The sequence below is a fragment of the Acidovorax sp. FG60 genome, assembly GCF_057808995.1.
The window spans coordinates 51202-77597 of sequence record NZ_JBMDJC010000005.1; the positions used below are offsets into that span (position 1 = coordinate 51202).

The following is a 26396-nucleotide window of genomic DNA, read 5'->3' on the forward strand; positions in this document are numbered from 1 at the left end:
CCACTCAGCGCTTTACAGGTAAACGCAAGCAGCTATTGAATATGTAGCAAATGGTGTCCGTAATGTCGGCCGTGAGGTGCTCATGCCTCCGGCGCTACGAACGCAATCAGCCTGCCCATGCGCCGTATCCAGTCTGCGGTGACGATGAACTGGGGCTTGTCTCTCTTCACACAGGGCTCGATGTCCGGTGGGTTGTCGGCCGGGTAGGGCGAGGTGTCATGCACATCACCCACATGCGTGCTGCGGTAGGCCTCCATCTGGTTTGCATCACCCCGTGGGGCAAGCTTTCGGCCCAGAACCGCATGGCCTTTGCCGATGCGGGCGCGCAGTCCTCGCGTGAAGATTTGCTGACCATCATTGCGAAGTAGCCGGGGTCTTCGGCACCTGCCCCGCAGGGCGGACTCTCAGGCGGGAAACGATGGGCCGTGGGGCTGCAGGCACATGGGCCGTTCATCGAACGCCAGCCAGCCCAGCGCGTCGCACAGCGCCTGCACCCAGGCGGTGTAGTCGGTGCGCAGCGAGCAATGCATGGCGAGCGGGCCATCGGACACGTTGTCGGGGAGATGGAATTCCACCCCGTGGCCCAGCACCGTGGCGTGGCCCCAGGTGGGCAGGGCCCACTCCAGGCCCGGCACCATCTGCGCGAGCGATTTTTTGATGTGATGGATGTCGCGCAGCATCAGCACCGTGTCGGGTGAGAGCTCGTCGGTGGACAGCGGCAACCTTGCGGGCTGAAAGAACAGGTAGGTATAAGCCATGGAGCGCGATGTTGCACCTTGTTGCACGGGCCACGCACAAGCCTGTAGCGTGCTGCGTGAACTATTGCGCAGCCCGTTAGATTGCGTGCGCAGCGGGGCTCAGCGAGCCGCAGGCGCCGATGGCACCAGGTACTCGCGCACCAGGGCCCTTGCCCGGTGCAGTCGGCTTTTGGCGGCCTCGCGCGTCACCCCAAGCCGCTGCGCCATCTCCTCGATGGTCAGCTCCTCGAAGTCGCGCAGCAGCAGGGCCTCGCGGTACAGGGGCGGCAGCGAGTCGATGGCCAGGGCCAGGTCGTGGCGCAGCTCGTGGTCGGGGCGGTGCGACCAGGCCAGCGCGTCCTCCACCTGCGCCAGGGGCTCGGCCTTGAGCCACGCGAGCATGGGCCGCATGCACAGCCGCTGCACGATGCGCACCACCCAGCCGCCAAATGCCGCCACCTCGCGCAGCGCGCCCACCCGGCGGTAGACGATGATGAGCGCCTCCTGCACCACGTCGTCGGTGGCTGTGGTGACGGCGCAGTGGCGCAGCGCATAGCGGCGAATATCGGGGCGGGCCAGGCGCAGCAGCTGCTCCATCGCCACGGCATCGCCGCTGCGCGCGGCGGGAAGCAGCTGGGCGAGTGTGGGTGCGGTCATGGTTTTAGTCCTCCACAGTGCATTGCGCCACCCGCAGCCTGTGAAGCCGGTGCGACCCCTGCGCGGGCAGCCGCGCAAGGGCCGCCCCGCCGCGCTGGCTGCGTCCCCCTGCCCACGCACAGCATGAGAGCAGGGGGTGAAGGCGCGAAGCGACTCAGGGGGTGTTGTTTCATGTCATTCGACAGGCTTGCGGCCCACCATGGCGCAGGCGGGGCAGTAGCCAAATGCGCCGCTCAGGATGCTGCCAACGCCCGAGGCGGCCAGTGCCAGGCCCAGGGGCGATGCGGCCAGCCACCACAGGCCCGCAGCGATGAGGGCGACGCCCCCGACAACGCGCAGCAGGCTTTCGGGACGGGTGATGTTTTTGCGGTACAGCATGGGAATGGGCTCCTTGGTCGGTTGAAGGAGGTGCCAACACAGGGCGCCTCCACCACCAAGAGCTGCGGGTATCGCAAAAGGATTCATGGTTTGCGAAAAAAAGTCGCGGCCAGTCACGGCTGCCCGTTACCGGAAATGGTCAAACGAGGCGTAGCCCTTGTCTACCGGTTGGCCCTGTGCATCCACCAGTTGCAGTCCAGGTGTGACCAGCACCGTGCCGATGCGGGCGACGGGCGTGCTGCTTGCATGCGACGCGGCGGCCACCGCGTCACGCTGCGTGGGCGGGGCGGTGAAGGCCAACTCGTAGTCATCGCCGCCTGCCAGCGTGCATTGGTGGATAAATTCAGCATCAAATAGGCTGCTAGCGCTTGATGGATAAGCGCTAGCAGCTATCAGTTTTGAAGTGATGTGCGTGTCGATCCGGGCCCCTACGCCTGAGGCCTTGAGGATGTGCGACAGGTCGCCCAGCAGCCCGTCGCTCACATCCATGGCGCTGCTGGCCACGCCGCGCAGGGCCAGGCCCAGGGCCACACGCGGGGTGGGGCGCTCCAGCCGCTGGCGCGCGCGGGCCAGCATGTCGGCGGGCAGGGGGGTGTGGCCCAGCAGGGCCTCCAACGCCAGGCGGGCGTCGCCCAAGTTGCCGCTCACGTAGATGTCGTCGCCGGGCCGCGCACCGCTGCGCAGCAGGGCCTGGCGGGGGGGCACCTCGCCAAACACGGTGATGCAGATATTGAGCGGGCCCTGCGTGGTGTCGCCGCCCACCAGCTCGCAGCCGTGGGCATCGGCCAGCGTCCACATCCCGCGCGAGAAGCCTTCCAGCCAGGCCTCATCCACCCGGGGTAGTGACAAGGCCAGGGTAAACGCCAGCGGGCGCGCTCCACAGGCCGCCAGGTCCGACAGGTTCACGGCCAGCGCCTTGTGGCCCAGGGCTTCCGGGTCCACGTCTGCGAAGAAGTGGCGGCCCTCTACCAGCATGTCGCTGGAGATGGCCAGCTGCATGCCGGGTGTGGGCGCGAGCAGCGCGCAGTCGTCGCCCACGCCCAGGGCCACGGCACCGCCCGGGCGCGCGGGGCGCGTGAAGTAATGTGCAATCAGGTCGAATTCACCCACGGTGCGGTCCTAAAGAATCGGAGGAAGAAAACGGCGCGAACCCGCTCAGTCGGTCGGCTCTGCGGTGGAAAACCACTGCGCCCAATGGTCGATGCAGGCCTGGATCTTGGGCAGCCGGTGCCTGCGGGTGAGTGTGATGGCATGGATGGGGCTGGGCTGCAGGTCCACGCAGTCGGCCAGCACCGGCGCCAGCAGGCCCTGGCGCACCAGGGGCTCAGCCACCACCGTGGCCAGGCGCGCAATGCCCAGGCCTTGGAGCGCCAAACGCGCGGTGATGGCCGTGCTGCCCGAGCGCCAGTGGCCCTCGGCCACCAGCACCCGCGGTTCGCCATTGATCTGGAAAGGCCAGTGGTTCAGAAACGCCATCGCGCTGTTGGTGATGAGCCGGTGCTGGCGCAGATCGTCGGGGCGCTGGGGCACGCCGTGTGTCTGCAGGTAGCCGGGTGTGGCGTACAGCGCGCGTGCCAGCGTGCCCAGCGGGCGCGCCACCACGGTGTCGGTCAGCGGCGGGCCGGTGCGGATGGCGATGTCGATGCCATCGCGCGCCATGTCGGCCATGCGGTCGTCCACTACCAGTTCCACACGCAGTTGCGGGTGCTTGTGCTGCAGGCTGTCGAAGCTGGGGATCAGCAGGTGTTCGGCCACCACCGAGCTGGACGCCACTCGCACCCAGCCGCTGGGCTGGCCACTTTGCTGGGCGAACTCGCCCTCCAGCTCGTCGAGCGTGCCGGTGATGCGGCGGCAGTAGTCCAGAAAGGTCAGCCCCTCGGGTGTGGGAGTGAGGCCGTGGGTCGTGCGGTGCAGCAGCCGTGCGCCGCAGGCTTTCTCGATGCGCGCCAGCGTGCGCGAGACCTGGCTCACCGGCGCATCGCGCTCGCGCGCTACCGCCGAGAGCGAGCCCAGATCGGTCACGCGCACGAACAGGTGCATGTCTTCAAAGCGGATATCGCGCATCGGGCAATGGTAACGGCGGGGGGCCGGGGAGCCTCTGCACGAATCGTCGCGCTCGATGCGCGCACAGGCCCCTTGCAATCTGTGCAAAACGGCCTTGCAGCGCAGGCGGTTTCCGCCGTGCCCGGTGCTGCCTACAGTGGCTTCACCCTGAAAGAAAATGAGCATGTACCCACAGCACCTGCACCCCGATGACTACCAGCGACTGCGCGACGAGGCCAAGCGCCACGCGCTGCAGCTGCGGCAGGACGCGATTCGCGAAGCCCACACCTGGGTGGCGCGTGGGTTCCTGCGCATGGTCCGCCGGGCTTTCCACCTCGCGCGCACTGAAGCTGCGCCCATGAATCCTTCCACCCCGGAGCTGAAAACACCATGCCAACCCTTGTTCTGAAACTCGCCCCGCTACAAAACCCCGAGCGCTACCGGCAGCTGGCCAGCGCGCTGACCGACCTGACCGTGGACCTGCTGGGCAAGCGCCGCGAGGTGACGGCGGTGGTCATCGACGACCTGCCCGCCGCGCGTTGGCACATCGGCGGTGCGCCCATCGAGCAGCCCACGGCACTGCTGGAGATCAGCATCACAGAGGGTACGAACACACGGGAAGAGAAGGCCGCCTTCATCCAGGCCGCATTTGCTGAACTGCAGCGCCAGCTGGCCGGTGACGGCGCGCTGGCCACGGCCAGCTACGTGGTGGTGCGGGAGCTGCCCGCCAGCGACTGGGGCTATGGCGGGCGCACGCAGCAGGCGCGCAAGCTGGCGCTGGCGGCGTGAAGGTGCGGGTGCGAGGCGCGCTCAGGCTGGTGCGCCGCGAAAGCGCTGCGCTGCCTGGCGGCTGACCTCGGCCAGCAATTGCTCTTCGCGTTGGCGCTCGCGCAGCCAGCGCGCGTCGTTCTGGCCCGCCTCCGCCTCAGTGCGCAGCATGTGCATGGCGCTTGATGCGCCTTGCACGGCGGCGTGTCCGGCGATCTTGTCCATGGTCTTGAGGATGTGCTCGCGCAGCGGCATGTGGTCGCCCGTAGCCGGGTCTACATACACCGCATCCATGCCAAAACGGCAGGCCTGGAAGCGGTTGTAGGTGTACACAAGGTAGTCGTCTTCGGCGGGCATGAAGGGCTGGTCGGCCAGAAACCATGCGCCCAGCGACTGCACGTAGCCCGCGAGTGCGGCAGCGCGCTCAATGGTCAGTGGCGTGTCGAACACGCGGATCTCGATGGTGCCGAACTCGGGTTTGGGGCGAATGTCCCAGTAGAAGTCCTTCATGCTCTTGACCACGCCGGTGCGCGTCATCTTGTCGAAGTAAACCGTGAAGTCATCCCAGGTCAGGGCCATGGGGGCGCGGCCTGACAGCGGAAACGCAAACACCGAGTTCAGGCGTGCCGAGTCGAAGGCCGTATCCTGGCCCTGCACATAGGGGCTCGATGCCGACAGTGCGATGAAGTGAGGGATGTAGCGCGACATGCGGTGCAGCATGAGCAGCGCGGCGTTCGCGTCGGGGCAGCCGATGTGCACGTGCTGGCCGAAGATGGTGAACTGCTTGGACAGGTAGCCATACAGCTCGGACAGCTCACGAAAACGCGGCTTGTCGTAGATGCGCCGCTCGTGCCACTGCTGGAAGGGGTGCGTGCCGCCGCCCACCACGGCGATGTTGAGCTTGTCAGCGCTTTTGACCAGCGCATCGCGGATGGGCGTGAGCTGGCCCAGCACCTCGCTGGCCGAGTGGCAGATCCCGGTCGATATCTCGATCATGCTGTTCGTCATCTCGGGCACCACGCTGCCGGGCAGCGGGGTTTTCTTCATGAGGCGCAGCATGTCCTCGGCATAGGGGGCCAGGTCGTAGTCGTTGGTGTTGACGAGCTGCAGCTCCAGCTCAACACCCAGCGTCAGCGGTTCGGAATGGTTGAAGGCTTCAAGACTCACGGCTGTTTTCTCCGTTGTTGCTGCGGGTCAATGGCGCCCAGGGTTTGGAGCTTTCGCCCGCACGGTAAATGGCCACGGTGGCAATCACGGCGCCCAGCACCTCCATCAGCAAGATGGCCGGCAGCGCCACACCGGCAATCACATGGCCGGTGGAAGGCGAGGCCAGCACGAACTGCGAGGCGATCAAGAGTGCGATGGACGACATCGGTGTCATCGCGCAGCCCACCCACAGCGCCTGCTTCCAGCTCGCACCGCTGCCCACGTTGCCCAGTGCCACGCCGGTGGCCTTGGCCACCAGGCGCACGGCAATCAGGGCCAGCACCACGCCGGCCACCGGGGCGCTCCAGTCGGCCTGCGCCGCCACCGTAGAGACCAGCACAAACATCAGCATGGTGAGCAGTGACGACGCATTGCCCAGCTGGCGGGGCCAGGCCCAGGGGCGCGGGTTGAGTTGCTTCAGCAGCATGCCGCCGAGCAGCGCCGCCAGCGGCGCAGAGCCGCCCATATGTGCGGCCACGGCCGTGCCTGCGGCTACCAGGGCCAGGAAGAGCATGGAAGTGTTTTCGCTCGTGGGGCTCATCACCCGCAGCGCCATGCGCAGCACCAGCGCCAGCACAGCCGCCACGATGATCGAAACCCCCAGCACCACCACCACGGGCGAGATCGTTTCGAGCACGGTCACGCTCTGCCGGTTGAGCAGCTCCGCCTTGGCGCTGCCGAGGGTGAGCGCGTACAGCGTGGACAGCGTGGTGAGCACGATGGCGCGTTCCGTCACGGGCCCGGCGGCGCGGGTGTCGGCCACCACGCGCGTGAGCACGGCGGGTGAAGCCGCGAGCGCCACCAGGGCCAGCGGGCCGGCCACCTGGGTGGGCAGGTTCAGCCACACCAGCACCCAGTACACGGCGAAATAGGTCAGCACCGATTCGGCAATGCTCTGCACCAGCACCATGGGGTTGTGGCGGAACCAGCGCAGCGGAATGCGGCCACCACATTCAAAGAGCACCAGGGCAATGCCCAGCTCCAGCAGGAACAGGCCAATGCCTTGCAGCGGCCACACGGCACCGCTGAAGCCCGCCAGCCCGGCGGCGGTGCCTACCAGTGAATAGCCGAGCACCTTGGGCAGTCCGGTGTGGCGCTGCGTGAGATAGCCCGCCATGGCGGCCACGGCCAGCAGCAGCGACCATTGCACCGTGGGCAACCCGGCCGAGGGGCGCAGCCACTGCGCCCAGAAGGTCAGGATTTCGTTCATGTCATGGAACCTCTGCGTCAGACGGGCGATGCCCGTTGGTGTGAAAGGGCCCGCGCACAGGCCCTCCGCAGATGGGAGGGGGTGCGCTTGGGCGTTGGTGCCCCGAATTTACAGGCGGAAACATTCCGGCCATGTAGGACAGATGCGGCGGTTGCCCGCCGTCAGGCCTGCGACGATACACCAACGCTGGCTTGCCGCGCTGGCACAAAAAAGCTCAGGGGCGCGCTGCGAAGGCGGGCGCGAATTGCGGCGTAGATGCGCGAGCGGTCTACACCGCTCACGTTTTGCGCGCGCAGCGCGAGGCTGAAGGCCAGATAAAAACTGACCGACACATTCAGCGCACCCAGAAAGGGCAGCGAGGCCACGGCCCACCAGAACGCGGGCAAATGCAGCACCTGCAGGCCCAGTGCGGCGCTGGCGGCAGCCACCTGGCCGGTGGACAGCGTGACGTGGCGCACATCGAGCCCCAGCCCAAAAAAAGCGGCAAACGCGGGCACCAGGCCGAGCATGAAACCCAGCGAGACATTGGCCGCAAGGCCCGAGAGGTTTTCGCGCAGGAAGCGGGCCCAGCGCGCGGCGCGCTCGGCGCCCAGCAGCCCGGTGATGCGCGGGTTGTAGTGCAGGGCTGAGTCCATGCGGTGCAGCACAAACCAGTTCTCCGTCCAGCCCGCAATGATGCTGGATGCAAACAGCAGCACCCCGGTAAAGGCCGCAAAAAACAGCGAAGGCCCGAGCAGGTGCAAGGATGCGAGCACATGCTCTGCCTCCTTCACGCTGATGACGGGCCCGCCCGTGGCCAGGGCAATCAGCGTGGCCAGCGCCAGCACGGCGGGGAAGACCACCAGCACATTGCCCAGCACGGCAGCCACCTGGGAGCGCACCAGGTGCGTGATCTCGTCCACAAACGCCTCGATCGCGCCGCCCGAGCCCAGCTCCTTGAGCTTGGCTGCCATGGCCGGCGCCGTCATGGCCGGTTGTTTGGTGGCCACCGTGAAATGCAACAGCTGGATCAGCACAAAGCTCACGGCGTAGTTGACCCCCGCCATGAATCCGCCCCAGAACGCCGACAGTGCCAGCGCATGGAGGCCGAACTTGGTCAGCGTGGTGAACGCCATCAGGGCACCGCCGCCCGCCGCCTTGCGCAGCATGGCGCGGTATTCGGTGCCCGTGCGGGTGATGTAGTGCTCGCCCGTCTCGGCGCTGCGCTCTGCCACCTTGGCCGCCAGCAGCGAGGAGTTGGACGCCAGCAACGCGCGCAGGCTGCGCCGCTCCTGTCCCACCATCACCAGGTGCGCCATGAGCTGCGCCGCCGTGACGGCCGGTTGGGCTGACAGCAGGCAGTCGAGCAATTCGCGCACGCGCAGGATGCGCTCGCGCAGCTGCCGCAGGCGAAAGACCAGGCCCACTGAAATGCCGTTGTCTTCGAAATGCGTGTACACGGTGGCCGCCGCCGCGCGGCAGGCCTCCAGGCGCTCGCGCAGGCGCTGGGCCGACTCGTTGAGCCGGTCAGGCGTGCGCAGCGCATGCAGCACCTCCACGCGCAGGCTCTCCACATCGCGGATCAGTGCATGAAAAGGCTGCGCCTCGCGCGCGGATTCGCTCATGCGCAGCCGCAACTCGGGGGCAAATCCGGTCGAGAGAATCTGCCCCGCGCAGTAGGTGATGGCGTCGAGCAGGGCGCGGTGCCAGCGCGTGGCGCCACCGGGGCTGTTGTTGCCACCCGGGGAAGCCAGCAACTCCACCAGCCGGTTCAGCTGGGCTTCGTCGAGCGCCGCGAGCCACTGGGCGTCAAAAGCGCTGGGCAGCGCCAGCATGAAAAGCTCGGACGCGTCGATGGTCTCTGGGCTGCCCGGCAGCAGCTTGGTGCGAAGACGTTCCGCCATCTCGCTGACCAGCGCAGTGCGGGGCGCAAAGCCAAAATCGGCCAGCAAGGTGGTGATATCGACCTGGCCCACCAAGGTGGCCCACCAGGCTTGCAGCCGCTGCCGGAGATCGGGCCGTGCCGCGACCGCATCGATCAAAAGCTGCACCCGGCCCACAGCGGCAGGCACCGAATCGCGCTTGCCGCGCACCCAGTCCAGCAGGTGGATGAGCCAGAGATGGCGATGGGCCAGGTCAGCGGCCGGGTCGAGAGCCGCCAGAATGCTGGCCAGGTCGGAATGGGGGGTGTTTTTCATCGCCGGGCCGCCCCAAGATGAAAAGCGGCCCCCTTGGGGGGCAGCGACCGCCCGGAGTGGGGAGCGTGGGGGTAACGCTTCATCGCTGGGCCGCCCCAAGATGAAAAGCGGTCCCCTCGGGGTGCAGCGACCACACGAAGTGGGGAGCGTTGGGGGCAATAGCGCTTCAATGCAGCACCCGGCCGCTCAAAGGTTCGCCCGAAGGGCCGTGGCTGATCGCCTCCAGCACGAACAACGGCACCGGGCTGTTGAAGGGCTCGCCATCTTCGGCCACGCAGTGAAAGGTGCCGTGCATGGTCCCGCTGGAGGTGCGAAGCCGGCAACCGCTGGTGTACTGGAACGATTCGCCCGGCTTGAGCAGCGGCTGGTGGCCCACCACGCCCAGGCCCTTGACCTCTTCGGTGTGGCCCCGGGAGTCACTGATGATCCAGTGGCGCGAAATCAGCTGCGCAGGCGTTTCCCCGGAATTGGTGATGGTGATGGTGTAAGCGAAGCTGAACACCCCCGTGTCCGGCGCAGACTGCTCGGGCAGGTATTCGGGCAGCACTTCCACGTCAAACTGGTACTTTGGCATGGGGCGAATGGTAACCGTGGAGATTCGTAAAAAGTGCATGCCCGTGGGGTAAAACCCCAGGGCTTCTGCGCTTTGCGACAATCGGAGGATGAGCCGCACATTTCGAATCGCCCCCTCCATCCTCTCTGCCGACTTCGCCCGCCTGGGTGAAGAGGTGCGCAATGTCATTGCCGCTGGCGCAGACTGGATCCACTTCGACGTGATGGACAACCATTACGTGCCCAACCTCACCTTCGGCCCCATGGTGTGCCAGGCGCTCAAGCCCCATGCCAAGACCGCCGCCGGTGTGGCCGTACCGATCGATGTGCACCTGATGATCCAGCCGGTGGACGCCCTGGCCGCCGCGTTTGCCGACGCGGGGGCGGACTACATCAGCTTTCACCCCGACGCCTCGGGCCATGTGCACCGCAGCATCCAGGCCATCCGTTCCAAGGGCGTCAAGCCCGGCCTGGTGTTCAATCCGGCGGAGCCGCTGGACGTTCTCGACTGGGTAATCGACGACATCGACCTCATCCTCATCATGAGCGTGAACCCCGGCTTTGGCGGCCAGAGCTTCATCGACTCGGCCCTGCGCAAGATCGAAGCTGTGCGCAAGCGCATCGACGCCTCGGGCAAGGACATCCGCCTGGAAGTGGATGGCGGCATCAAGACCGACAACATCCGCCGCGTGGCCGATGCGGGTGCTGACACCTTTGTCGCGGGCAGCGCCATCTTTGGCAAGCCGGACTACCAAGGCGTTATCGACGCGATGCGCGCAGAACTGGAGTGATCTCCTGAGCCGCTGCGCAGACTTTGCGCGGTGGCCGTTTTCACAGACCACGCCTTCCTGGAGCTTGGTTATTGTTGCGCAGGGACGGTGATCGTCGTGGTGGTCGATTCACGCAACACGCCGCCGCCGGACACCGAGCCACTCGCCGGGCTGCTTTGCACACGGCGCATGCAATCAGCCTGGTCGGCAGCCGTCTGGAACGCAGCACAACGCTGTGTGGCGTTGTCGTTTGCGGCGGCTCCAGGGTTGCTCAGATCGCCCTTGCGCGAAGCATCCAGCGCGTTGTTGGCCTCGCGCAGGCAGGTGGCCAGACTGTCCTGGGTGTTGTTGGTCATGCACTTTTCCCGCTCCTGCTCATAGCGTGCCCGCGCATCCTGAGGCGGCGTTTGTGCGGATACACCCGCGCATGCCAGCAACAAGGCGGCGGTGAAGAGGGGGGTGGCAAAGGGAATGCGGTTCATGAAAGGGCTCCTGGGGCAATCGCAGACGGTGGTCTGAACGTATGCCTGCAGGGTAGGCCCCCCTGCTGCGCGCCCCTGTCGGACAGTGCCGCCCCCTGCCGTGCGCGGGGCGCGCGTTTCGGGCCTGGTCAGCCCAGGCGCTGAAAAGTCAGGACGAAGGCCACGCCGTCGGCCGTATTGCGCGCGTTGATCGTGCCACCCATCTTGGCCATGTAGGTCTTGGCCACGAACAGGCCCTGGCCCCGGTGCCCGCTCTCGCCGTCGGGCATGGGAAGGCTGGGGTCGGACACCCCCAGCTCAAAGATGCGCCCCAGCAGATCCTCGGCAATGGTGACACCCTGGTTGCGCAGCGTGGCGCTGGCAGTCGACTCGGAGGCCGCCAGCGTCAGCGTGATGGCCGTGCCCGGCGGGCGGTAGCGGTCAGCATTGCGCAGGATGTGGGTCACCACGTCTTCCAATGCAAATTCGTCCGCCCGAACGATGACCGGGCCCGCCCCTCCTTCATAGACCACGTTGTCGATGCCTGCAAAGTGCGCGTTGTTGGCCACGTGGCGCAGGAAGGCATCCAGGTCCAGCCGACCCTGCGGCACGTCGGCCGCCTGCAAGGCCTCTGCAGGGGAGGCCGTGCCATACAGCACATGCACGGCCTGTTGCATGCGCTGGATGTAGCGGTGGCCCGGGTCGTCGGCGCTGCCGTGCAGCACCATGAGCGATTGCAAGGGGGACATGATCTCGTGCCCCACGGCATGCCACATGTCGCGCTCCTGCTGGGCGCGCAACTGTTCGCGCTGGATATCGTCCTTCACACGCTGGAGCAGGTCGGCCAGGCCGCCAGCCAGAATGCCCAGCTCGTCCGATCCGCGCAGGTCCGACACGTCCAGGTCGCCCAGGCGGGGGCCGATGTGCCCGTCCTGCACGTTGTACGAAACCGCTGCCGCGCGGCGGGTGAGGGCGGTCACGCGGCGGATGAGGCCCACCTCCACCACCAGCCAGGCCAGCGCGATGGCCGCGAGCATGGCGCCCAGGTACCACGACATGCGGGTGGCCACGGCGGCAAGGCCCTGCTCCACGCCGCGCAGGTTGCCGGTAAAGGTGACGGCATAGTTGCCCGCCGGGGTGTCCAGAATGTCGAGGCCGGCCGGTACCGGCTGCGCCTGATGATCGCCAGCGGCTTGCCACTCCAGCGGCAGCCAGCTGATAAGGCGCAGCAGCCAGGGCGCCGACGGGTCTGCCTGCACTTCGGAACCCTTGAGCGTGATCGCTTCGCTGTCGCTCGTGCCCAGCTTGCGGATCTGCACCTGTTCGCCGGGCAGCAGGGTGCGCGCCACCTCCGCCAGCGAAGCCGCAGCCTGGGCACCGGGGGCATTGCTGTCGAACAGCGCCGCGCCCGTGCCAGGCGCCAGCATTTCCACCCGCACGCGCATGTTGCCAAGATCCTGTGGCGGCCAGACCAGGCGCTGCTTGTCAAACAGCGCTTCGCGGAACAGCTCCACCGGCAGGCGGATGGAGTAGAAGGTGCGGCGCAGGCAATCGGGCACGGCGCCCGCCAGATCCCGGCACTGGCCGTTCTGCCAGAGCCAGCCGCGAAAATCTCGCACTGGCCGCGCCCGGGCATCTAGGGACTCTTCTCCGCTGTCCACGAATCCTGTCAGGCGGCCCCGGGTGCTGATCGTGCCCTGGGGTGGCAGTGCTTCAAAAGGCGCCACCCAGCGGTAGGTAGCGCCGCGCATGTCCAGGGTGATGCGGGCGCGGTGCACGGCCTGCACATCCAGTGCGCCACGTTCTCGGGGCACCAGCTCGCCCGCGTAGAAGCTGCCCACCAGGTAAATGAAGCCCCCGGCATAGGGGTTGTTGCCGATGGCCGCGCAGACCGACGAACCGTCGGGGTACTGCACCGCGCAGCCTGCCATTTCCACGGCCTGCTGGGCCTTGTTTTGGTCGTCGAAATCTAGCGCCGCATAGGGCAGCAGCAGGGGCGCCAGCGGCGCGGGGGCGGCGCCACGGTTGCCAGCATTGAGCAAAGCCAACTGCCCAGAGGGGTGGCGCAGACGGGCCATGACCTCGGACTGGCTGCGCGCGAAGCCGTGCTGGTAGCTCTGCCAGCCACGCTCCTTTTCTTCCTTGAGCAGCACCACGCTCAGCGCGACGGTGGCCAGCGCCAGCAGCACAAACACGCTGCGCACCAGAATCCGCAACCGAAAGGCGGGCAGGCCCAGGCGGGGCATTTCCAGCGTGGGGTGGCGGAGCAGACGCTTCACTTGCCAGTCCAGCGAAAGCCGCGCATGGGCACGTTCTCAATGCCTTCAAAGCTGGGGTCCACCTCGCGCAGGGCCTCGCGGATGGTGCTGACGTGCTTGCGCACGTTGTCGCGGTTGCGCCCGCTTTTCACCACCTCAAAAAGTTCGTCGTACGACACCACCTCGCCACTGCGCTGGTGCAGCGTGGCCAGGATGCGCTGGGCCGTCAGCGGCAGGTTGATGCGCTCGCCGCGCCAGGTGGGGGAGCGCTGCCACAGCGGGTCCAGCACCAGCGCATCGTCCACCGGGGCGGGTGCTGTGCGGGTCGGAGTCTGTGCCTGCGTGGTGCGCAGGATGTCGAGAAAGGTCTCGATGAAGTCGGCCTCCTCGAACGTGGTCTTTTGCAGGTAGTCCCACGCGTCCAGCGCCTTCATGATGCTGCGGTAGATGGCCGCAGGCATGGCCGACACCACCAGCACCGGTGTGCCCTGGCGGCGCTTGTTGATGGCGTTGATGAGCGCCACGCCCGCATGGCGCTCACGGCCCAGTTCGATGTCAAGGACCACGGCGTCGTAGTGCTCGCGCGCCAGGGCGGCTTCGGCGTCGTCGCGCGTGAACCACTGGTCAATCACGATGCCGCTCTTCGCACTGGCAATCCAGCCCGCCAGCTGGTTGCTGGTGGGCAGGTCGTCTTCGATCACGGCAATGCGGGTCATGGGCGGGGCGCGGAGTAAGGGTGCGTCGATTATCCGGGGCGCCTTGCTTGCCCGGTGTGAAGGTTTCTTCCGGGTCCGGAGGGGTTGTGCGGTGGGTGTGAGGGCTTTGGGGTGCGCGCTGCGTTGTTGCTTCCGGGGTGAATCCGAAGAATCAGTCCCCAATGAGCAGCCCGATCGGACGGCTCAGACGCAGACAACAACTTCACCCTACCGAGAGAGAGAACCACCATGAAAACCGCCTGGAACCGCATCGTGCAAGCCCTGCGTGGGCGCAATGCCGCCCCCCGCCCGCTGGACGCCAGCGGCGAATGGCCGCAAGACGCGGCACCTTCGCAGACGGAAGCTGTCATGCCAGCATCCGCAGACGTGGACGCAGGGCGCATCCACTGGGCGTACCTGCTGCCCACGGCCAGCACGGTGCGCTGGATGGTGGCCGGTGCCGTGGTGGTCGGTGCAGGGGGCCTTGTGCTTCGCCACCCGCCGGTGCAGCAGCTGGGCCAGGGGGAGCTGGCGGTCCGCATGAACCAGTTCACCGGTTCGGTGAGCCAGTGGCGTGATGGCAGCATGTGGGTGGTTCCGGGCCTGCACAGCGTGCGCATCTTCTCTCTGCGGGACCAGAGCTACCGCCCTGAAGCCATGCGCCAGGCCAATGGCAGCGCACCCTTGCAATCGGTGGAAGGATTGTCGTTCGGGCTTGACCTGAGCGTGCGCTACGCACTCGATCCGTCCTCCGAAACCGTCAAGGCTGGCCGCCTGCCCGATGATGTGGACGCCGACATCGTGGCACCTGCCGTGCAGGGGTTGGTCTACAAGGTGTTTGCCCGCTACACCGTGCGTGAAATTTTCTCGTCCAAGCGTGCCGAGATCGCACAAATCATCGAGACCGAGCTGCGCACGCGCCTGGCCGCCGATGGCGTGCTGCTGCGCCACGTGCAGATCGGCAAGGTGGACCTGCCCGCCGAGTACCGCCGCGGCATGGACAGCCTGCTGGCCGAGGAACTGGCTTCCGAGAAGATGCGCTACACGCTGGAGCTGAAAGACAAGCGTGTGAAGGAGACCGAACTCGACGCCAATGCAGATAAGGTGCGCCGCGAGGTGGCTGCTGAAGCTGCGGCCCGCGAGCAGGTGATCGCCGCCCGCGCCCAGGAAGAGGCGATGAAACATGTGCTGCCCTTCAAGCAGCGCCAGATCGAGCAGCGCCAGCTGGAGGCCGAGGCCGAAAAGGTATCGCGCATCAAGGCCGCCGAGGGCAGCGCCCAGGCCCGCCGCATCGAAGCCAACGGCGAGGCGGATGCCCGCCAGAAGTTGGCTGAGGCCGAGGCCTACCGCATGGACCGCATTGGCAAGGTGAACGCCGAGCAGATGGCGCGCGAAGGAGCGCTGGTCACCAAGCATCCGCTGCTCATCCAGAAGACGCTGGCCGACAAGCTCTCCGACAAGATCCAGGTCATCATCGCGCCGCCTCCGACCAACGGTGATTTCATCGGCGCGGCGCTGCTGGGCGGCAACCGCAATGCGCAAGCCGGTGTCGTGCAGGCTGCGGGCGTGGCCGACGACACCTCCACCGTCCAGGCTGTGGAGCAGTGAACATGAATCTCACGACCTTGACCTTCATTGCAGCGGTCGCCAGCGCTGCAGTCACGGTGGCCTCTGCCGCCGTGCCTCCTGCTTCGGTCAATACCCTGGGCAGTGCCATCGTGGTGCAGGACCAGGCCAGCCTGCGTGCCGCGCCGCGCGATGGCGCCCAGCAGCAGGCCAGCCTGTGGCAGGGCGAGGTGCTGGAGGTGCGCGGCGAGCGCCTGGATTACCTGCAGGTGTGGGACCACAAGCGTGAGCGCGGCGGCTTCATCCGCGCCAGCGATGTGCGCCGCATGGCACTGACCGAGGCCGAAGGCCCCGCGTTGCTGGCTGTGCTGCGTTTCATGCAAGACACGCCGGGTGCTGAGGCGCTGGGGATTGGCCTCACCGCCGCCTACCTGCAGGCGGCTCCCGGCCAGCTGCTGGCGGGTGTCGAGGGCGCACAGGCTTTTGATGCGCTGGGCACGTTCGCCGACCGGCTTGCACGCCGCGCCTCGGTGGCCGTGCCGGGCAAGGCCTCGGGGGCCACGCTGTCCGCGCACCTGGATGTGGCCAATGCCTACGGCGTGCGTTTTTCCACCTATGAGGTGGAGGGCCGCATGCAGGTTTGCTATGACGGCGAAGCCTTTCGCCGCGTGCTGGCCATGCCGGTGGCCGATGCCGCCCAGCGCGCCCGCGCCGCCCTGGCGCTGACGCGGCCAGAGTGCATCAACCCCGACCTGCCAGCCCACGAACGCGCCAAGGTGCACGCCTGGCAGGTCGATGTGCTGGAGCGTGTGGACGTTGCCGGCTTGCCGCCCTACCTGCGCAACCGCGTACAGATGCGCCGCGCCAGCGTGTGGGGCGCCACGGCTTTCGAGCAGGCGCGCAAAAATGTTGCAGATCCAGCGGTGGCTGCCGCTGCTGCGCGCGCGCTGACCGAGTTCGCCGGCGTGAGCAAGGCCGACCTGCCCGATGAAGACCAGAGCGCCTACAACGACGCTGCCATGCGCGTGAGTGCGGTGCGCTGGGCACTGGTGCCCACCACCGCGCCAGCGGCCCCATCCAAAGCAGCCCGCCCGACCCTGGTGACCGAGCCCGGCGCTCCCGGTGAAACCTGTGTGCTGCTGGTGGATGCCCAGCACACGGCCCAGGCCCCGCTGCTGCGCCGTTGCACCTATGGCGTGGTCTGGTCTGCGTCGGCCAGCACCAACCGCGAAGGCACGGCGGTGGCCTTGGCCGTGCAACCCCTGGAAGGCTGGCGCGAGCTGTGGGTGCTGCGCAAGACCGAAGGCGGCTGGCTCGCCGATGTGCTGCCGCCAGCGGCCACCACGCCAGAAACCGGCGTGGCCGAGTGGGCCGGATGGGTGCCTGGCGGCCAGCAGATGCTGGTGGCACGCGAGGCGCGCGGCCAGGGGCGCTACCGCAAGAGCTTTGAGGTGGTGCGGTTGGACGGCCTGACCACTGAGCGGGTCACGGGCGATGTAGCAGCGCTGCCTTTGTTCCAGCGTTGGCAAGACCCTGCGTGGAAGCTGCAGACGCTGAGCTTGCGCTGAATGCAGGGTGGGCGGGAGGAAGAAGGCTTCATCGGTTCCTTAAACTTGGGCAACTTTTTCCTCTTCCGTCTTTCTGCCTTATGTCCCACGCCGCTGACCCCATGTTGTCTTCTCTGCTGTCCCGTGTAGATGCCGTCATCGTGGACCTGGACGGCACCATGGTGGACACCATGGGGGATTTCAACGAGGCGATCAATCGCATGCTCCGTGAGCTGGCTCTGCCGGCCATCGAGGCCCTGCACATCGAACACATGGTGGGCAAAGGCTCGGAGCATTTGCTGCGATCAGTGCTAAAACACGTTCTGGCGCTTGATGGTATTGCGCAAGATGCTATAAAAAGCGAAGCATACTATCCTGCAGCCTGGGCCAGCTACCAGCGCCACTACCTGGACATCAACGGCCAGTTTGCAGGGGTTTACCGGGGTGTAGAGGACGGTCTGAAGGCGCTGCATGCCCGGGGGCTGCGCCTGGCCTGCCTGACCAACAAACCCACGGACTTTGCGCTGCCGCTTCTGAAGTCCAAGGGCCTCGACGGGTATTTCGAGAAAGTGTTTGGCGGTGACGCCTTCGAGCGCAAGAAGCCCGATCCTCTGCCCCTCCTCAAGACCTGCGAAGCGCTGGGCACTGCCCCCGCGCGCACGCTGATGCTGGGCGATTCCAGCAACGACGCGCAGGCTGCCCGCGCGGCCGGGTGCCCCGTGGTGCTGGTCACCTACGGCTACAACCACGGCGCGCCCGTTCGGGCCGTGGATGCCGACGGTTTTGTGGATTCGCTGGCGCAGCTGACCTGAGCCGATCTCAGGCGGGTAACTGGCGTGGCGCCACGGCGCGGTAGTCCAGCCGCGATGCGCTGATGCTGCTGCCGCGCACGGGGGCGGGCGTTGCATCGCCGTGGCGGGTGGTGTTGGCTGAGAGGCGGAAAACCGCCACCGCATCCACCAGCTGCCCCGCCTGTGTCTTGAGGCTGTCGGCCGCTGCTGCGCTTTGCTCTACCAGGGCCGCGTTCTGCTGCGTGGCCTGGTCCATCTGCGTGATGGCTTCGCCCACCTGCGAGACACCCTGACTCTGTTCGCTGCTGGCTGCGCTGATCTCGCCCATGATCTCCGTCACGCGGCGGATCGATGCAACCACTTCGCTCATGGTGGCGCCGGCCTTGTCCACCAGGGCTGTGCCGCGCTCCACGCGCTCCACGCTGGTGCCGATCAGGCCCTTGATCTCCTTGGCGGCTTCAGCGCTGCGACCCGCGAGGCTGCGCACTTCCCCTGCCACCACGGCAAAGCCGCGCCCCTGTTCGCCCGCGCGCGCAGCCTCCACGGCAGCATTCAGGGCCAGGATGTTGGTCTGGAAGGCGATGCCGTCGATGACGCTGATGATGTCGGCGATCTTGCGGCTGCTGTCGTTGATGCCCTTCATGGTCTCGACCACTTCGGCCACCACATCGCCTCCCTGTTGGGCCACGGTGGATGCGCTCATGGCGAGCTGATTGGCCGTGCGCGCGTTGTCGGCGTTCTGGCGCACCGTGGAGCCAAGTTCTTCCATGGATGCGGCGGTCTGCTGCAAGGCTGAGGCTTGCTGTTCCGTGCGTGCCGAGAGGTCGTTGTTGCCGGATGCAATTTCGACGCTGGCTGTGGCCACGCCTTCTGCGTTGTGGCGCACATTGCCGACGATGGTGGCCAGGCGCGATTGCATGGTGGCCAGCGCCTGCAGCAGTTGGCCGGTTTCGTCATTGCCGCTGGCTTCGATGGGGTGGGTCAGGTCGCCATCGGCAATGCTCTCTGCCGCCTGCTTGCCCCGCTGCACAGGTTGCACGATGGAGCGTGTGACGGTGAAGGCCAATAGCGCCCCCAGTGCCACGGCTATCAGTGTGCCCACGCCCAGCAACACCTGGCTGGCCTTGGCCAGCGTGCTGGTGTCGCCCTGGCTGTCGGCCAGCTGCGCGGCCATGGCAGTGCGCAGGTCGTCGAGGGATTGGAGGTACTTGTCCGCCAGAGGGCGCAAGTCCTTGTCCACCAGCGTGGGCACATTGGGCTCGCCGCCACGGTGCAGTTCGCGGATCTCGGCGAGCTTGTCGTTGTAGGCCTTGCTGGCGGCGGCAATGGTGGCCAGTTGCGCACGGTTCTTGTCTCCCTGTACCAGGCCTTCGATGCGCTGGACCTTGCCCTCGATGCCTTTGGCTGTGGCCTGCGTGTCGGCCGTGAGCTTTTCCATGTAGTCGCGGTCAATGGCCTTGAGGAAGGCCTCGGTGCGCACCCAGTTCAGGCGGATGTCTGACGCCCAGTTCTCCACCAGGGTCTGCTGCTCGATCTCCTGGGTGGCCACGCGTTCGCTGGCGCCTTGCAGGCTCGCGATGCGCCACATGCCGGTGGCGGCAATCAACGCGGTGATGAGCAGGATGGCACCGAACGACGCGCCCAGGCGCAGGCCGACGGAAAGGTTGCTGAGTTTCATGGTGGGGTCTGGCGCAAAAAGGTATCTGGGGGCAGAAAATTGGGGGCGTTACAGACGGCTCGTTGCGGGGCGCGGGTAGCGCGAAAAACTCGGTTCAGGCCGTGGCATCAGTGACTGCGGGGTGCGCGCAGCAAGAGGCCGTTGTTTCGTCAGTGAGGGGCGGGTGTGCTCGTTGGTCCAAAGGCTACTCCCGAGTAGGGAGCGCGTCTGTCGGGCGCGGGACAGCCCCGGGCGGAAGTGCCTCGGGGTTTGTCCCAGGGGGTTACGCAGGCTTGCCCAGAAGGGCGTCCTTGAGCTTCCAGTCGGCGGGCACATTGCCCAGCCAGATGCCCAGCAGCGCGTTGAAGAACTCCGGCTCCTTGAAAGGCTCGCCCTGGGGCTTGCCCTTGACCGTGATCACCGTGCCGGTACCTGGTATCCAGTCGATCATGAACTGGTCGCCCGCCTGCAGCTTCTTGTGGTCCGAGAAGATCTGGCTCATGCGCAGCACGCCCGGGATGAGCTTGGAGAACGCTGCGCGGTCCATGTTGTCCTCCATGCCGCGCGAGAACAGCTTGCCCAGCTCGGTGGAGTCGATCTCGCGCAGCATGGTGATGCTCATGCGCTTGGGGCCCTTCAGGGCCATGATTTCAGCGGGAGTCGAGGCCTTCTTTTCAAGGTACAGGCCTGCGGTGTACACCTTGAACACGGCCTTGTAGCGAACCCCTGCGCCATTGAGCTGAAGGCTGCTGCCACTCAGGCTGCTCGTCTCTTCATACTTGACGTCGGCCACGGTGATGGGCTGGGCAATAGCACCGGCCGCCAACAGGCAGGCCACGGCTGCTGCGGCACATCGCTGGAGAAACTTCATGCGCAACTCCTAAAAAAGAACGGTCGTTCGTTTCAAATTGTTGCAGTGCTCCTGCCGGGCCGCAACAGGGTTTTCGAGTGGTTGTGCGATCTCGCCTTGAGAGTCGTCAACTCTGGCCCTGAAAAAAGCTTTGCTACACTTTGGCCCATGTTCATTCACCACGTGTTCATCACAGGTTGCAGCGACCGGGGAGCCTGGCCCTGGCGTCAGCCTGTCGCTTTGAACGCCTGATGGCACCTGGGCAGCAGCCCCAGCGTGCACCCGTGGCCTCCACCCCGATGCGGTGAGGCCGATTGAATGGACCGCAGCGCCCCTTTTTCATTGACAGGGACACGCGCTGCGACAGCTGGGAGCCCTCCCCGTGATCACAGAACTTGAATTCAAAAGCCTGGCCAGCGAAGGCTACAACCGCATTCCGCTCATGGTCGAGGCCTTTGCGGACCTGGAAACCCCGCTCTCGTTGTACCTGAAGCTGGCGCACACCAAGGACGGGGGCAAGCACAGCTTCCTGCTCGAATCCGTGGTGGGTGGCGAGCGCTTCGGGCGCTACAGTTTCATCGGCCTGCCCGCACGCACGCTGCTGCGGGCCAGCGGCTTTGGGGCGCAGGCCAAAACCGAGGTCGTGACGGACGGCCAGGTGGTCGAAACCGCCCAGGGCAATCCGCTCGACTTCATTGAGGCATACCAAAAGCGGTTCAAGGTGGCGCTGCGCCCCGGCCTGCCGCGCTTTTGTGGCGGCCTAGCGGGCTACTTTGGCTACGACGCGGTGCGCTACATCGAAAAGAAGCTGGAGACCACCTGCCCGCCCGACACCCTGGGGTGCCCCGACATCCTGTTGCTGCAGTGCGAAGAACTGGCGGTCATCGACAACCTCTCGGGCAAGCTCTACCTCATCGTCTACGCCGACCCGGCCCAGCCTGAGGCCTACACCCGCGCCAAGAAGCGCCTGCGCGAGCTGAAAGAGCAGCTCAAGTATTCGGTGAGTGCCCCCGTGGTCAAGGCCACCGAAAGCCACCCCGCCCAGCGCGACTTTGCCAAGGCCGACTACCTGGCCGCTGTGAACCGCGCCAAGGAGCTGATTGCTGCGGGTGACTTCATGCAGGTGCAGGTGGGCCAGCGCATCCACAAGCGCTACACCGAAAGCCCCCTGAGCCTGTACCGCGCGCTGCGTTCGCTGAACCCGTCGCCGTACATGTACTTCTACGACTTTGGCGACTTCCATGTGGTGGGCGCCAGCCCCGAGATCCTGGTGCGCCAGGAGAAGACCGACGAGGGCACCAAGGTCACCATCCGCCCCCTGGCCGGCACTCGCCCGCGTGGCGCCACGCCCGAGAAGGACAAGGCCACCGAGGTCGAACTCATCAACGATCCCAAGGAACGCGCCGAGCACGTGATGCTGATCGACCTGGCGCGCAACGACATCGGCCGCATCGCCAAAACCGGCACCGTCAAGGTGACCGAAGCCTTTGCGGTGGAGCGCTACAGCCACGTAATGCACATCGTGAGCAACGTGGAAGGCATCCTGCACGATGGCATGACCAGCATGGACGTGCTCAAGGCCACCTTCCCGGCAGGCACGCTCACCGGCGCGCCCAAGGTGCACGCCATGGAACTCATCGACCAGCTGGAACCCACCAAGCGCGGCCTTTACGGCGGCGCCTGCGGCTACCTGAGCTACGCGGGCGACATGGACGTGGCCATTGCGATCCGCACTGGCATCATCAAAAACGGCACGCTCTACGTGCAGGCGGCTGCCGGTGTGGTGGCCGATTCGGTGCCCGAGCTGGAATGGAAAGAGACCGAGCACAAGGCCCGCGCGCTGCTGCGCGCCGCCGAACTGGTTGAGGAGGGCCTGGAATGACGATCCGTGACCCCAAGGCCATCGCCAAAGTGAAGGCCTGCACCACCATGCAGGACGTGCGCCGCGAAGTGAACGCGCTGGACGACGTGCTGGTGCCCCTGTTGGTGGAGCGCGTGGGCTACATGACCCAGGCCGCCCGCATCAAGCAAGGCGTGGAACAGGTGCGCGACGAAGCGCGCATCCAGGCCATCGTGGACCGTGTGCGCGAACGTGCCCAGGCCGAAGGCGGCGATGCCGACGTGATCGAAGCCATCTACCGCAGCCTCATGGAAGTCTGCATTGCCTATGAACACCGCGAGTTCGCCCGCCTGCGCGAGCCCGCCACTGCCGGGAGCGCCGCATGAAACTCTTGATGGTCGATAACTACGACAGCTTTACCTACAACATCGTCCAGTACTTTGGTGAACTGGGCGCCGAGGTCGAGGTGTTCCGCAACGACGAGATCACCGTGGCCGAGGTCGAGGCGCGCCTGAACGCGGGCCAGCTTGACCGCCTGGTCATCTCGCCCGGGCCGTGCTCACCTGCAGAGGCCGGTATCTCGGTGGCAGCGATCAAGCACTTTGCCGGCAAGCTGCCCATCCTGGGGGTGTGCCTGGGCCACCAGAGCATCGGCGCGGCCTTCGGCGGCAACATCATCCGCGCGCAGGAGCTGATGCACGGTAAGACCAGCGTCATCACCACCACGCAAAAGGGCGTGTTTGCCGGGCTGCCCGAGCAGTTCACCGTCAACCGCTACCACTCCCTCGCCATCGAGCGCGCCACGTGCCCGGATGTGCTCGAAGTGACCGCCTGGACCGACGACGGCGAAATCATGGGCGTGCGCCACAAGACGCTGCCCATCGAAGGCGTGCAGTTCCATCCCGAAAGCATCCTCACCGAACACGGTCACGCCATGCTCAAGAACTTTCTGGAGCAGCGCGCATGACAGCCCACCAGGGCCTGGCCCAGCTTTTCCAGTACAAGCGGTGGGCCAACCAGGAACTGCTGGCACTGGGCGCGGCATCGCAGGGCGCGCTGCCTGCCGACGACTACCGTCTGTTTGTGCGCATCCTGAACCACACCTACGTGGTGGACCGCATCTTTGCCAGCCACCTGCAGGGCCTGCCCCAGACCACCTACCGGGCCACCAACACCGATGAAACGCCGGAGCTGGCAACCCTGAGCGATACCGTGCGCGCGTCGGACGACTGGTATGTGCAGTACGTGGGCGGGCTGGATGATGCGCAGCTGGCCGAACCGGTGGCGTTCCGCTTCACCGACGGCGACACGGGGCGCATGTCGCGCAGCGAGATCCTGAACCACTTGGTTGTGCATGGCACGTACCACCGGGGGGCGGCGGGGCGCATCCTGGCCGCGCATGCGGTGCAGCCTCCGCGCGATTCGCTGACGACCTTCCTGCACCGCCTGGAACCTGACCGACGCTGGTAGACACACCCATGCCCGAACTTCATCAACTGCTCATGTTCATCGCGGCAGGCTGGCTGCTCAACCTCACGCCCGGGCCCGATGTGCTCTACATCGTTACCAACGCGCTGCGTTCCGGCACACGCGCGGGCATCGTTGCGGGGCTGGGCATCACGGCCGGGTGCTTCGTGCACATCTTTGCGGCCGCCGTGGGTGTGGGCGCGCTGCTGGCCACCTCGGCCACGGCGTTCACGGTGCTCAAGTGGATCGGCGCGGCCTACCTGATGTGGATGGGCGTGCGCATGCTGTTGTCCAAGCCCGGTGCTGATGGTGGTAACAGCGCAGCGCTGGCAGCTGCGCAGGCGGCCCCTGCGCCGCACACGCCGCTTCGCAAGGTGTTCCTGGGGGGCTTCTGGACCAATGTGCTCAACCCCAAGGTCGCCATCTTCTTCCTGGCCTTTGTGCCGCAGTTCATCGCGCCGGGCACCGACAACAAGGCGCTGGCCTTTGTGCTGCTGGGCGTGCTGTTCAACGTGAACGCCATCCCCGTCAATGTGGGCTGGGCGCTGGCGGCATCATGGATGGCGCGACGCGCCACGGTGATCCAGCGCGGCATGCACTGGCTGGACCGCGTGGCGGGCGCCATGTTCATCGGCTTCGGACTCAAGCTGGCCTTTACAGATCAACCGGCGGCCTGACCGCCACCCCAGGAGACACCGTCATGCCCATCACCCCCCAGGAAGCGCTGCAGCGCACCATCGAGCACCGCGAAATCTTTCACGACGAGATGCTGCACCTGATGCGCCTCATCATGAATGGCGAGCTGTCGCCCGTCATGACCGCAGCCATCATCACCGGCCTGCGCGTGAAGAAGGAAACCATTGGCGAGATCACCGCCGCCGCGCAGGTGATGCGCGAGTTCAGTACCAAGGTGCACGTCAAGGACGCGACCCACATGGTGGACATCGTGGGCACGGGCGGCGACGGTGCCAACACCTTCAACATCTCCACCTGCTCGATGTTCGTGGCCGCCGCAGCGGGCGCCAAGGTCAGCAAACATGGCGGGCGCGGCGTATCCAGCAAAAGCGGCAGCGCCGATGTGATGGAGGCCCTGGGCATCCACATCAACCTCAAACCCGAGCAGATCGCCCAGTGCATCGCTGAAGTCGGCATCGGCTTCATGTTCGCGCCCAACCACCACCCCGCCATGAAGAACGTGGCCCCGGTGCGCAAGGAACTCGGCGTGCGCACCATCTTCAACATCCTGGGCCCGCTGACCAACCCGGCCGGTGCGCCCAACATCCTGATGGGCGTGTTCCACCCCGACCTCGTCGGTATCCAGGTACGCGCGCTGCAGCGCCTGGGCGCCGAGCACGCGCTGGTGGTGTACGGCCGTGATGGCATGGACGAAGTCAGCTTGGGCGCTGCCACTTTGGTGGGTGAGTTGAAAAACGGCCAGATCACCGAGTACGAAATCCACCCCGAGGACTTTGGCCTGCCGATGGCGAGCAATCGCGCGCTCAAGGTTGAGACGCCCGAGCAGTCGCGAGAGATGCTGATCGGCGTGCTCAAGGGCGAGCCTGGCGCCGCGCAAGACATCGTGTGCCTGAACGCGGGCGTGGCACTGTATGCCGCCAATGTGGTCGATTCGGTGCCCGCAGGCTTGGCCAAGGCCCGTGCCGTGATTGCGTCGGGCGCCGCGCTGGCCAAGCTGGAGCAGGTGGTCACGCGCACGCACGCGCTGGCCACGGCGGCCTGACACGGCCATGTGGCGCGACCCTGGCACCTGGATTGCACTGGGCATCTCTGCCCTTTTCATCGTGGCCGGGTTCTTGATGCACCGCATGTTCACCAAAATTCTGAAACAGGGCTCCCCTGAGCCCGACGACACCGAAACCGACAACCCAAAGGCCGCGCACCATGAGCAGTGACATCCTCAACAAAATCGTCGCCGTCAAGCACGAAGAAGTGGCCGCCGCCAAAAAGCGCCTGTCCTTTGAAGCCATGCGCGCCGACGCCGAGAGCCGTGTACTCACCCGCGACTTTGAAGGCGCGCTGCGCGCCAAGATCGCCAAGGGCCAGGCGGCGGTGATTGCCGAGATCAAGAAGGCCAGCCCCAGCAAGGGCGTGCTGCGTGCCAACTTCGAGCCCGCCGACATCGCCCAGAGCTACATGGAAGGCGATGGCAAGGTCAGCGCGGCCTGCCTGTCGGTGCTGACCGACCGGCAGTTCTTTCAGGGCCAGCCCGACTACCTCAAGCAGGCCCGCGCCAGCACCTTGCTGCCGGTGCTGCGCAAGGATTTCATGGTCGATGCGTACCAGATCTACGAATCGCGGGCCATGGGAGCCGATGCCATCCTGCTGATCGCCGCCAGCCTGGACGACGCCCAGATGGCCGACTTCGAGGCCATTGCCCGCAGCCTGGACATGGCCGTGCTGGTGGAGGTGCATGACCGCGCCGAACTGGAGCGCGCGCTCAAGCTCAAAACCCCGCTGGTGGGCATCAACAACCGCAACCTGCGCACGTTTGAAGTCACGCTGGACACCACCCTGGGCATGCTCAAGGATGTGCCTGCGGACCGCTTGCTGGTCACCGAATCGGGCATCCTCAAGCCTGCCGATGTAAAGACCATGCGCGATGCGGGCGTGCACGCCTTCCTGGTGGGCGAGGCCTTCATGCGGGCGGATGACCCGGGCCTGGCGCTCGCCAAGCTGTTTGCCTGAGAGGATCGTTTGCTATTGTTTTGAGAGCTCGTGGCGCTTGTCCATAGCGCGTGGAAAGCCATT

At 66.1% G+C, this 26396-nt stretch carries 29 protein-coding genes; 14 read left to right on the plus strand and 15 right to left on the minus strand.

Features of this window, described 5'->3' with window-relative positions; genetic code table 11:
- Positions 1-80: 80 nt before the first annotated feature.
- The 6 genes from ACODS0_RS09185 to ACODS0_RS09210 all read right to left on the minus strand — a co-directional run bounded on the left by ACODS0_RS09185 (position 81) and on the right by ACODS0_RS09210 (position 3836).
- A complete protein-coding gene (locus ACODS0_RS09185) occupies positions 81-257 on the minus strand; it encodes a hypothetical protein (protein WP_488834442.1) in 177 nt (58 codons plus the stop codon).
- A 147-nt stretch (positions 258-404) separates the two neighbouring features.
- The gene (locus ACODS0_RS09190; RefSeq protein WP_488834446.1) at positions 405-758 is read right to left on the minus strand and encodes a hypothetical protein; all 354 of its coding nucleotides are present in this window, start codon (positions 756-758) and stop codon (positions 405-407) included.
- 99 nt (positions 759-857) lie between these two features.
- Positions 858-1394: an RNA polymerase sigma factor gene (locus tag ACODS0_RS09195; protein WP_488834448.1), complete on the minus strand. Its 537-nt coding sequence runs from the start codon at positions 1392-1394 to the stop codon at positions 858-860.
- 174 nt (positions 1395-1568) lie between these two features.
- Positions 1569-1772 (minus strand): YgaP family membrane protein, encoded by a 204-nt coding sequence (locus tag ACODS0_RS09200; protein WP_010466405.1) that lies wholly within the window; start codon positions 1770-1772, stop codon positions 1569-1571.
- Positions 1773-1898: 126 nt separating this feature from the next.
- The gene (gene thiL, locus ACODS0_RS09205) at positions 1899-2882 is read right to left on the minus strand and encodes a thiamine-phosphate kinase (RefSeq protein WP_488834451.1); all 984 of its coding nucleotides are present in this window, start codon (positions 2880-2882) and stop codon (positions 1899-1901) included.
- A 45-nt stretch (positions 2883-2927) separates the two neighbouring features.
- Complete coding sequence (locus ACODS0_RS09210) at positions 2928-3836, minus strand: LysR family transcriptional regulator (protein ID WP_488834452.1); 909 nt, start codon at positions 3834-3836, stop codon at positions 2928-2930.
- A 157-nt stretch (positions 3837-3993) separates the two neighbouring features.
- Between ACODS0_RS09210 and ACODS0_RS09215 the strand changes: the two genes are divergently transcribed.
- Positions 3994-4224: a hypothetical protein gene (locus ACODS0_RS09215; RefSeq protein WP_055395575.1), complete on the plus strand. Its 231-nt coding sequence runs from the start codon at positions 3994-3996 to the stop codon at positions 4222-4224.
- Positions 4206-4604, plus strand: coding sequence for a tautomerase family protein (locus ACODS0_RS09220; RefSeq protein ID WP_121508331.1), 399 nt, complete (start codon positions 4206-4208; stop codon positions 4602-4604). Before ACODS0_RS09215 ends, ACODS0_RS09220 begins: the two co-directional genes overlap by 19 nt.
- Positions 4605-4625: 21 nt before the next feature.
- On the opposite strand, the gene ACODS0_RS09225 is transcribed toward ACODS0_RS09220, so the two are convergent.
- The 4 genes from ACODS0_RS09225 to apaG form a co-directional block, all read right to left on the minus strand.
- On the minus strand, positions 4626-5750 hold the full coding sequence (locus ACODS0_RS09225; protein WP_055395579.1) for a YbdK family carboxylate-amine ligase: 1125 nt from the start codon (positions 5748-5750) through the stop codon (positions 4626-4628).
- Entirely contained in the window at positions 5740-6999 is a 1260-nt protein-coding gene (locus ACODS0_RS09230) for a cation:proton antiporter (protein ID WP_121508332.1), read from the minus strand. The genes ACODS0_RS09225 and ACODS0_RS09230 overlap by 11 nt, the downstream gene beginning before the upstream one ends.
- A gap of 161 nt (positions 7000-7160) precedes the next feature.
- Positions 7161-9176, minus strand: a complete 2016-nt coding sequence (locus ACODS0_RS09235; RefSeq protein WP_488834456.1) for a site-specific recombinase — start codon at positions 9174-9176, stop codon at positions 7161-7163.
- Between the two features lie 166 nt (positions 9177-9342).
- Positions 9343-9750, minus strand: a complete 408-nt coding sequence (apaG, locus tag ACODS0_RS09240) for a Co2+/Mg2+ efflux protein ApaG (RefSeq protein ID WP_121421421.1) — start codon at positions 9748-9750, stop codon at positions 9343-9345.
- 88 nt (positions 9751-9838) lie between these two features.
- Between apaG and rpe the strand changes: the two genes are divergently transcribed.
- Entirely contained in the window at positions 9839-10519 is a 681-nt protein-coding gene (gene rpe, locus ACODS0_RS09245; protein ID WP_488834459.1) for a ribulose-phosphate 3-epimerase, read from the plus strand.
- Between the two features lie 68 nt (positions 10520-10587).
- On the opposite strand, the gene ACODS0_RS09250 is transcribed toward rpe, so the two are convergent.
- From ACODS0_RS09250 to ACODS0_RS09260, 3 genes are all read right to left on the minus strand, one after another.
- Positions 10588-10980 carry a hypothetical protein gene (locus ACODS0_RS09250; protein ID WP_218301452.1) on the minus strand — a complete coding sequence of 131 codons (393 nt, stop codon included), beginning with the start codon at positions 10978-10980 and terminating at the stop codon, positions 10588-10590.
- 128 nt (positions 10981-11108) lie between these two features.
- Complete coding sequence (locus ACODS0_RS09255; RefSeq protein ID WP_488834749.1) at positions 11109-13205, minus strand: sensor histidine kinase; 2097 nt, start codon at positions 13203-13205, stop codon at positions 11109-11111.
- A 29-nt stretch (positions 13206-13234) separates the two neighbouring features.
- Positions 13235-13933, minus strand: coding sequence for a response regulator transcription factor (locus tag ACODS0_RS09260; protein ID WP_487261241.1), 699 nt, complete (start codon positions 13931-13933; stop codon positions 13235-13237).
- A 348-nt stretch (positions 13934-14281) separates the two neighbouring features.
- Between ACODS0_RS09260 and ACODS0_RS09265 the strand changes: the two genes are divergently transcribed.
- From ACODS0_RS09265 to gph, 3 genes are all read left to right on the plus strand, one after another.
- The gene (locus tag ACODS0_RS09265; protein ID WP_370641505.1) at positions 14282-15520 is read left to right on the plus strand and encodes an SPFH domain-containing protein; all 1239 of its coding nucleotides are present in this window, start codon (positions 14282-14284) and stop codon (positions 15518-15520) included.
- Between the two features lie 2 nt (positions 15521-15522).
- The gene (locus ACODS0_RS09270; RefSeq protein ID WP_488834465.1) at positions 15523-17046 is read left to right on the plus strand and encodes a hypothetical protein; all 1524 of its coding nucleotides are present in this window, start codon (positions 15523-15525) and stop codon (positions 17044-17046) included.
- Between the two features lie 101 nt (positions 17047-17147).
- A complete protein-coding gene (gene gph / locus ACODS0_RS09275; RefSeq protein WP_488834467.1) occupies positions 17148-17837 on the plus strand; it encodes a phosphoglycolate phosphatase in 690 nt (229 codons plus the stop codon).
- Between the two features lie 7 nt (positions 17838-17844).
- Here the strand turns inward: gph and ACODS0_RS09280 are convergent, their stop codons facing one another.
- Both ACODS0_RS09280 and ACODS0_RS09285 read right to left on the minus strand, forming a co-directional pair.
- The gene (locus tag ACODS0_RS09280; RefSeq protein WP_121421415.1) at positions 17845-19494 is read right to left on the minus strand and encodes a methyl-accepting chemotaxis protein; all 1650 of its coding nucleotides are present in this window, start codon (positions 19492-19494) and stop codon (positions 17845-17847) included.
- A 262-nt stretch (positions 19495-19756) separates the two neighbouring features.
- Positions 19757-20344 (minus strand): chalcone isomerase family protein, encoded by a 588-nt coding sequence (locus tag ACODS0_RS09285; RefSeq protein WP_055395601.1) that lies wholly within the window; start codon positions 20342-20344, stop codon positions 19757-19759.
- A gap of 361 nt (positions 20345-20705) precedes the next feature.
- Here ACODS0_RS09285 and trpE point away from each other — a divergent pair, with 361 nt between their 5' ends.
- The 8 genes from trpE to trpC are packed head-to-tail and all read left to right on the plus strand — an operon-like array spanning position 20706 to position 26333.
- Positions 20706-22205, plus strand: a complete 1500-nt coding sequence (trpE, locus tag ACODS0_RS09290; RefSeq protein ID WP_055395603.1) for an anthranilate synthase component I — start codon at positions 20706-20708, stop codon at positions 22203-22205.
- Positions 22202-22549 carry a chorismate mutase gene (locus tag ACODS0_RS09295; RefSeq protein WP_176887331.1) on the plus strand — a complete coding sequence of 116 codons (348 nt, stop codon included), beginning with the start codon at positions 22202-22204 and terminating at the stop codon, positions 22547-22549. The genes trpE and ACODS0_RS09295 overlap by 4 nt, the downstream gene beginning before the upstream one ends.
- Entirely contained in the window at positions 22546-23130 is a 585-nt protein-coding gene (locus ACODS0_RS09300) for an aminodeoxychorismate/anthranilate synthase component II (RefSeq protein WP_488834470.1), read from the plus strand. Before ACODS0_RS09295 ends, ACODS0_RS09300 begins: the two co-directional genes overlap by 4 nt.
- Positions 23127-23633, plus strand: a complete 507-nt coding sequence (locus tag ACODS0_RS09305; RefSeq protein ID WP_488834472.1) for a DinB family protein — start codon at positions 23127-23129, stop codon at positions 23631-23633. Before ACODS0_RS09300 ends, ACODS0_RS09305 begins: the two co-directional genes overlap by 4 nt.
- A gap of 8 nt (positions 23634-23641) precedes the next feature.
- On the plus strand, positions 23642-24307 hold the full coding sequence (locus ACODS0_RS09310) for a LysE family translocator (protein WP_488834474.1): 666 nt from the start codon (positions 23642-23644) through the stop codon (positions 24305-24307).
- 23 nt (positions 24308-24330) lie between these two features.
- Entirely contained in the window at positions 24331-25368 is a 1038-nt protein-coding gene (gene trpD / locus ACODS0_RS09315) for an anthranilate phosphoribosyltransferase (RefSeq protein ID WP_055395612.1), read from the plus strand.
- Between the two features lie 7 nt (positions 25369-25375).
- Positions 25376-25540 (plus strand): hypothetical protein, encoded by a 165-nt coding sequence (locus tag ACODS0_RS09320; protein ID WP_488834477.1) that lies wholly within the window; start codon positions 25376-25378, stop codon positions 25538-25540.
- Positions 25530-26333: an indole-3-glycerol phosphate synthase TrpC gene (gene trpC / locus ACODS0_RS09325; RefSeq protein WP_488834479.1), complete on the plus strand. Its 804-nt coding sequence runs from the start codon at positions 25530-25532 to the stop codon at positions 26331-26333. The genes ACODS0_RS09320 and trpC overlap by 11 nt, the downstream gene beginning before the upstream one ends.
- Positions 26334-26396: the final 63 nt, after the last annotated feature.

Coding starts and splice junctions, on each gene's coding strand:
- ACODS0_RS09255 (WP_488834749.1), bottom strand. CDS start 13,205: ATGCCCCGCCTGGGCCTGCCCGCCTTTCGGTTGCGGATTCTGGTGCGC.
- apaG (WP_121421421.1), bottom strand. CDS start 9,750: ATGCCAAAGTACCAGTTTGACGTGGAAGTGCTGCCCGAATACCTGCCC.
- ACODS0_RS09260 (WP_487261241.1), bottom strand. CDS start 13,933: ATGACCCGCATTGCCGTGATCGAAGACGACCTGCCCACCAGCAACCAG.
- ACODS0_RS09295 (WP_176887331.1), top strand. CDS start 22,202: ATGACGATCCGTGACCCCAAGGCCATCGCCAAAGTGAAGGCCTGCACC.
- trpC (WP_488834479.1), top strand. CDS start 25,530: ATGAGCAGTGACATCCTCAACAAAATCGTCGCCGTCAAGCACGAAGAA.
- ACODS0_RS09285 (WP_055395601.1), bottom strand. CDS start 20,344: ATGAAGTTTCTCCAGCGATGTGCCGCAGCAGCCGTGGCCTGCCTGTTG.
- ACODS0_RS09310 (WP_488834474.1), top strand. CDS start 23,642: ATGCCCGAACTTCATCAACTGCTCATGTTCATCGCGGCAGGCTGGCTG.
- ACODS0_RS09210 (WP_488834452.1), bottom strand. CDS start 3,836: ATGCGCGATATCCGCTTTGAAGACATGCACCTGTTCGTGCGCGTGACC.
- ACODS0_RS09280 (WP_121421415.1), bottom strand. CDS start 19,494: ATGAAACTCAGCAACCTTTCCGTCGGCCTGCGCCTGGGCGCGTCGTTC.
- ACODS0_RS09200 (WP_010466405.1), bottom strand. CDS start 1,772: ATGCTGTACCGCAAAAACATCACCCGTCCCGAAAGCCTGCTGCGCGTT.
- ACODS0_RS09320 (WP_488834477.1), top strand. CDS start 25,376: ATGTGGCGCGACCCTGGCACCTGGATTGCACTGGGCATCTCTGCCCTT.
- ACODS0_RS09195 (WP_488834448.1), bottom strand. CDS start 1,394: ATGACCGCACCCACACTCGCCCAGCTGCTTCCCGCCGCGCGCAGCGGC.
- ACODS0_RS09230 (WP_121508332.1), bottom strand. CDS start 6,999: ATGAACGAAATCCTGACCTTCTGGGCGCAGTGGCTGCGCCCCTCGGCC.
- ACODS0_RS09300 (WP_488834470.1), top strand. CDS start 22,546: ATGAAACTCTTGATGGTCGATAACTACGACAGCTTTACCTACAACATC.
- ACODS0_RS09235 (WP_488834456.1), bottom strand. CDS start 9,176: ATGAAAAACACCCCCCATTCCGACCTGGCCAGCATTCTGGCGGCTCTC.
- rpe (WP_488834459.1), top strand. CDS start 9,839: ATGAGCCGCACATTTCGAATCGCCCCCTCCATCCTCTCTGCCGACTTC.
- ACODS0_RS09190 (WP_488834446.1), bottom strand. CDS start 758: ATGGCTTATACCTACCTGTTCTTTCAGCCCGCAAGGTTGCCGCTGTCC.
- ACODS0_RS09305 (WP_488834472.1), top strand. CDS start 23,127: ATGACAGCCCACCAGGGCCTGGCCCAGCTTTTCCAGTACAAGCGGTGG.
- ACODS0_RS09185 (WP_488834442.1), bottom strand. CDS start 257: ATGGAGGCCTACCGCAGCACGCATGTGGGTGATGTGCATGACACCTCG.
- ACODS0_RS09270 (WP_488834465.1), top strand. CDS start 15,523: ATGAATCTCACGACCTTGACCTTCATTGCAGCGGTCGCCAGCGCTGCA.
- trpD (WP_055395612.1), top strand. CDS start 24,331: ATGCCCATCACCCCCCAGGAAGCGCTGCAGCGCACCATCGAGCACCGC.
- ACODS0_RS09265 (WP_370641505.1), top strand. CDS start 14,282: ATGCCAGCATCCGCAGACGTGGACGCAGGGCGCATCCACTGGGCGTAC.
- gph (WP_488834467.1), top strand. CDS start 17,148: ATGTTGTCTTCTCTGCTGTCCCGTGTAGATGCCGTCATCGTGGACCTG.
- ACODS0_RS09250 (WP_218301452.1), bottom strand. CDS start 10,980: ATGAACCGCATTCCCTTTGCCACCCCCCTCTTCACCGCCGCCTTGTTG.
- ACODS0_RS09220 (WP_121508331.1), top strand. CDS start 4,206: ATGCCAACCCTTGTTCTGAAACTCGCCCCGCTACAAAACCCCGAGCGC.
- ACODS0_RS09215 (WP_055395575.1), top strand. CDS start 3,994: ATGAGCATGTACCCACAGCACCTGCACCCCGATGACTACCAGCGACTG.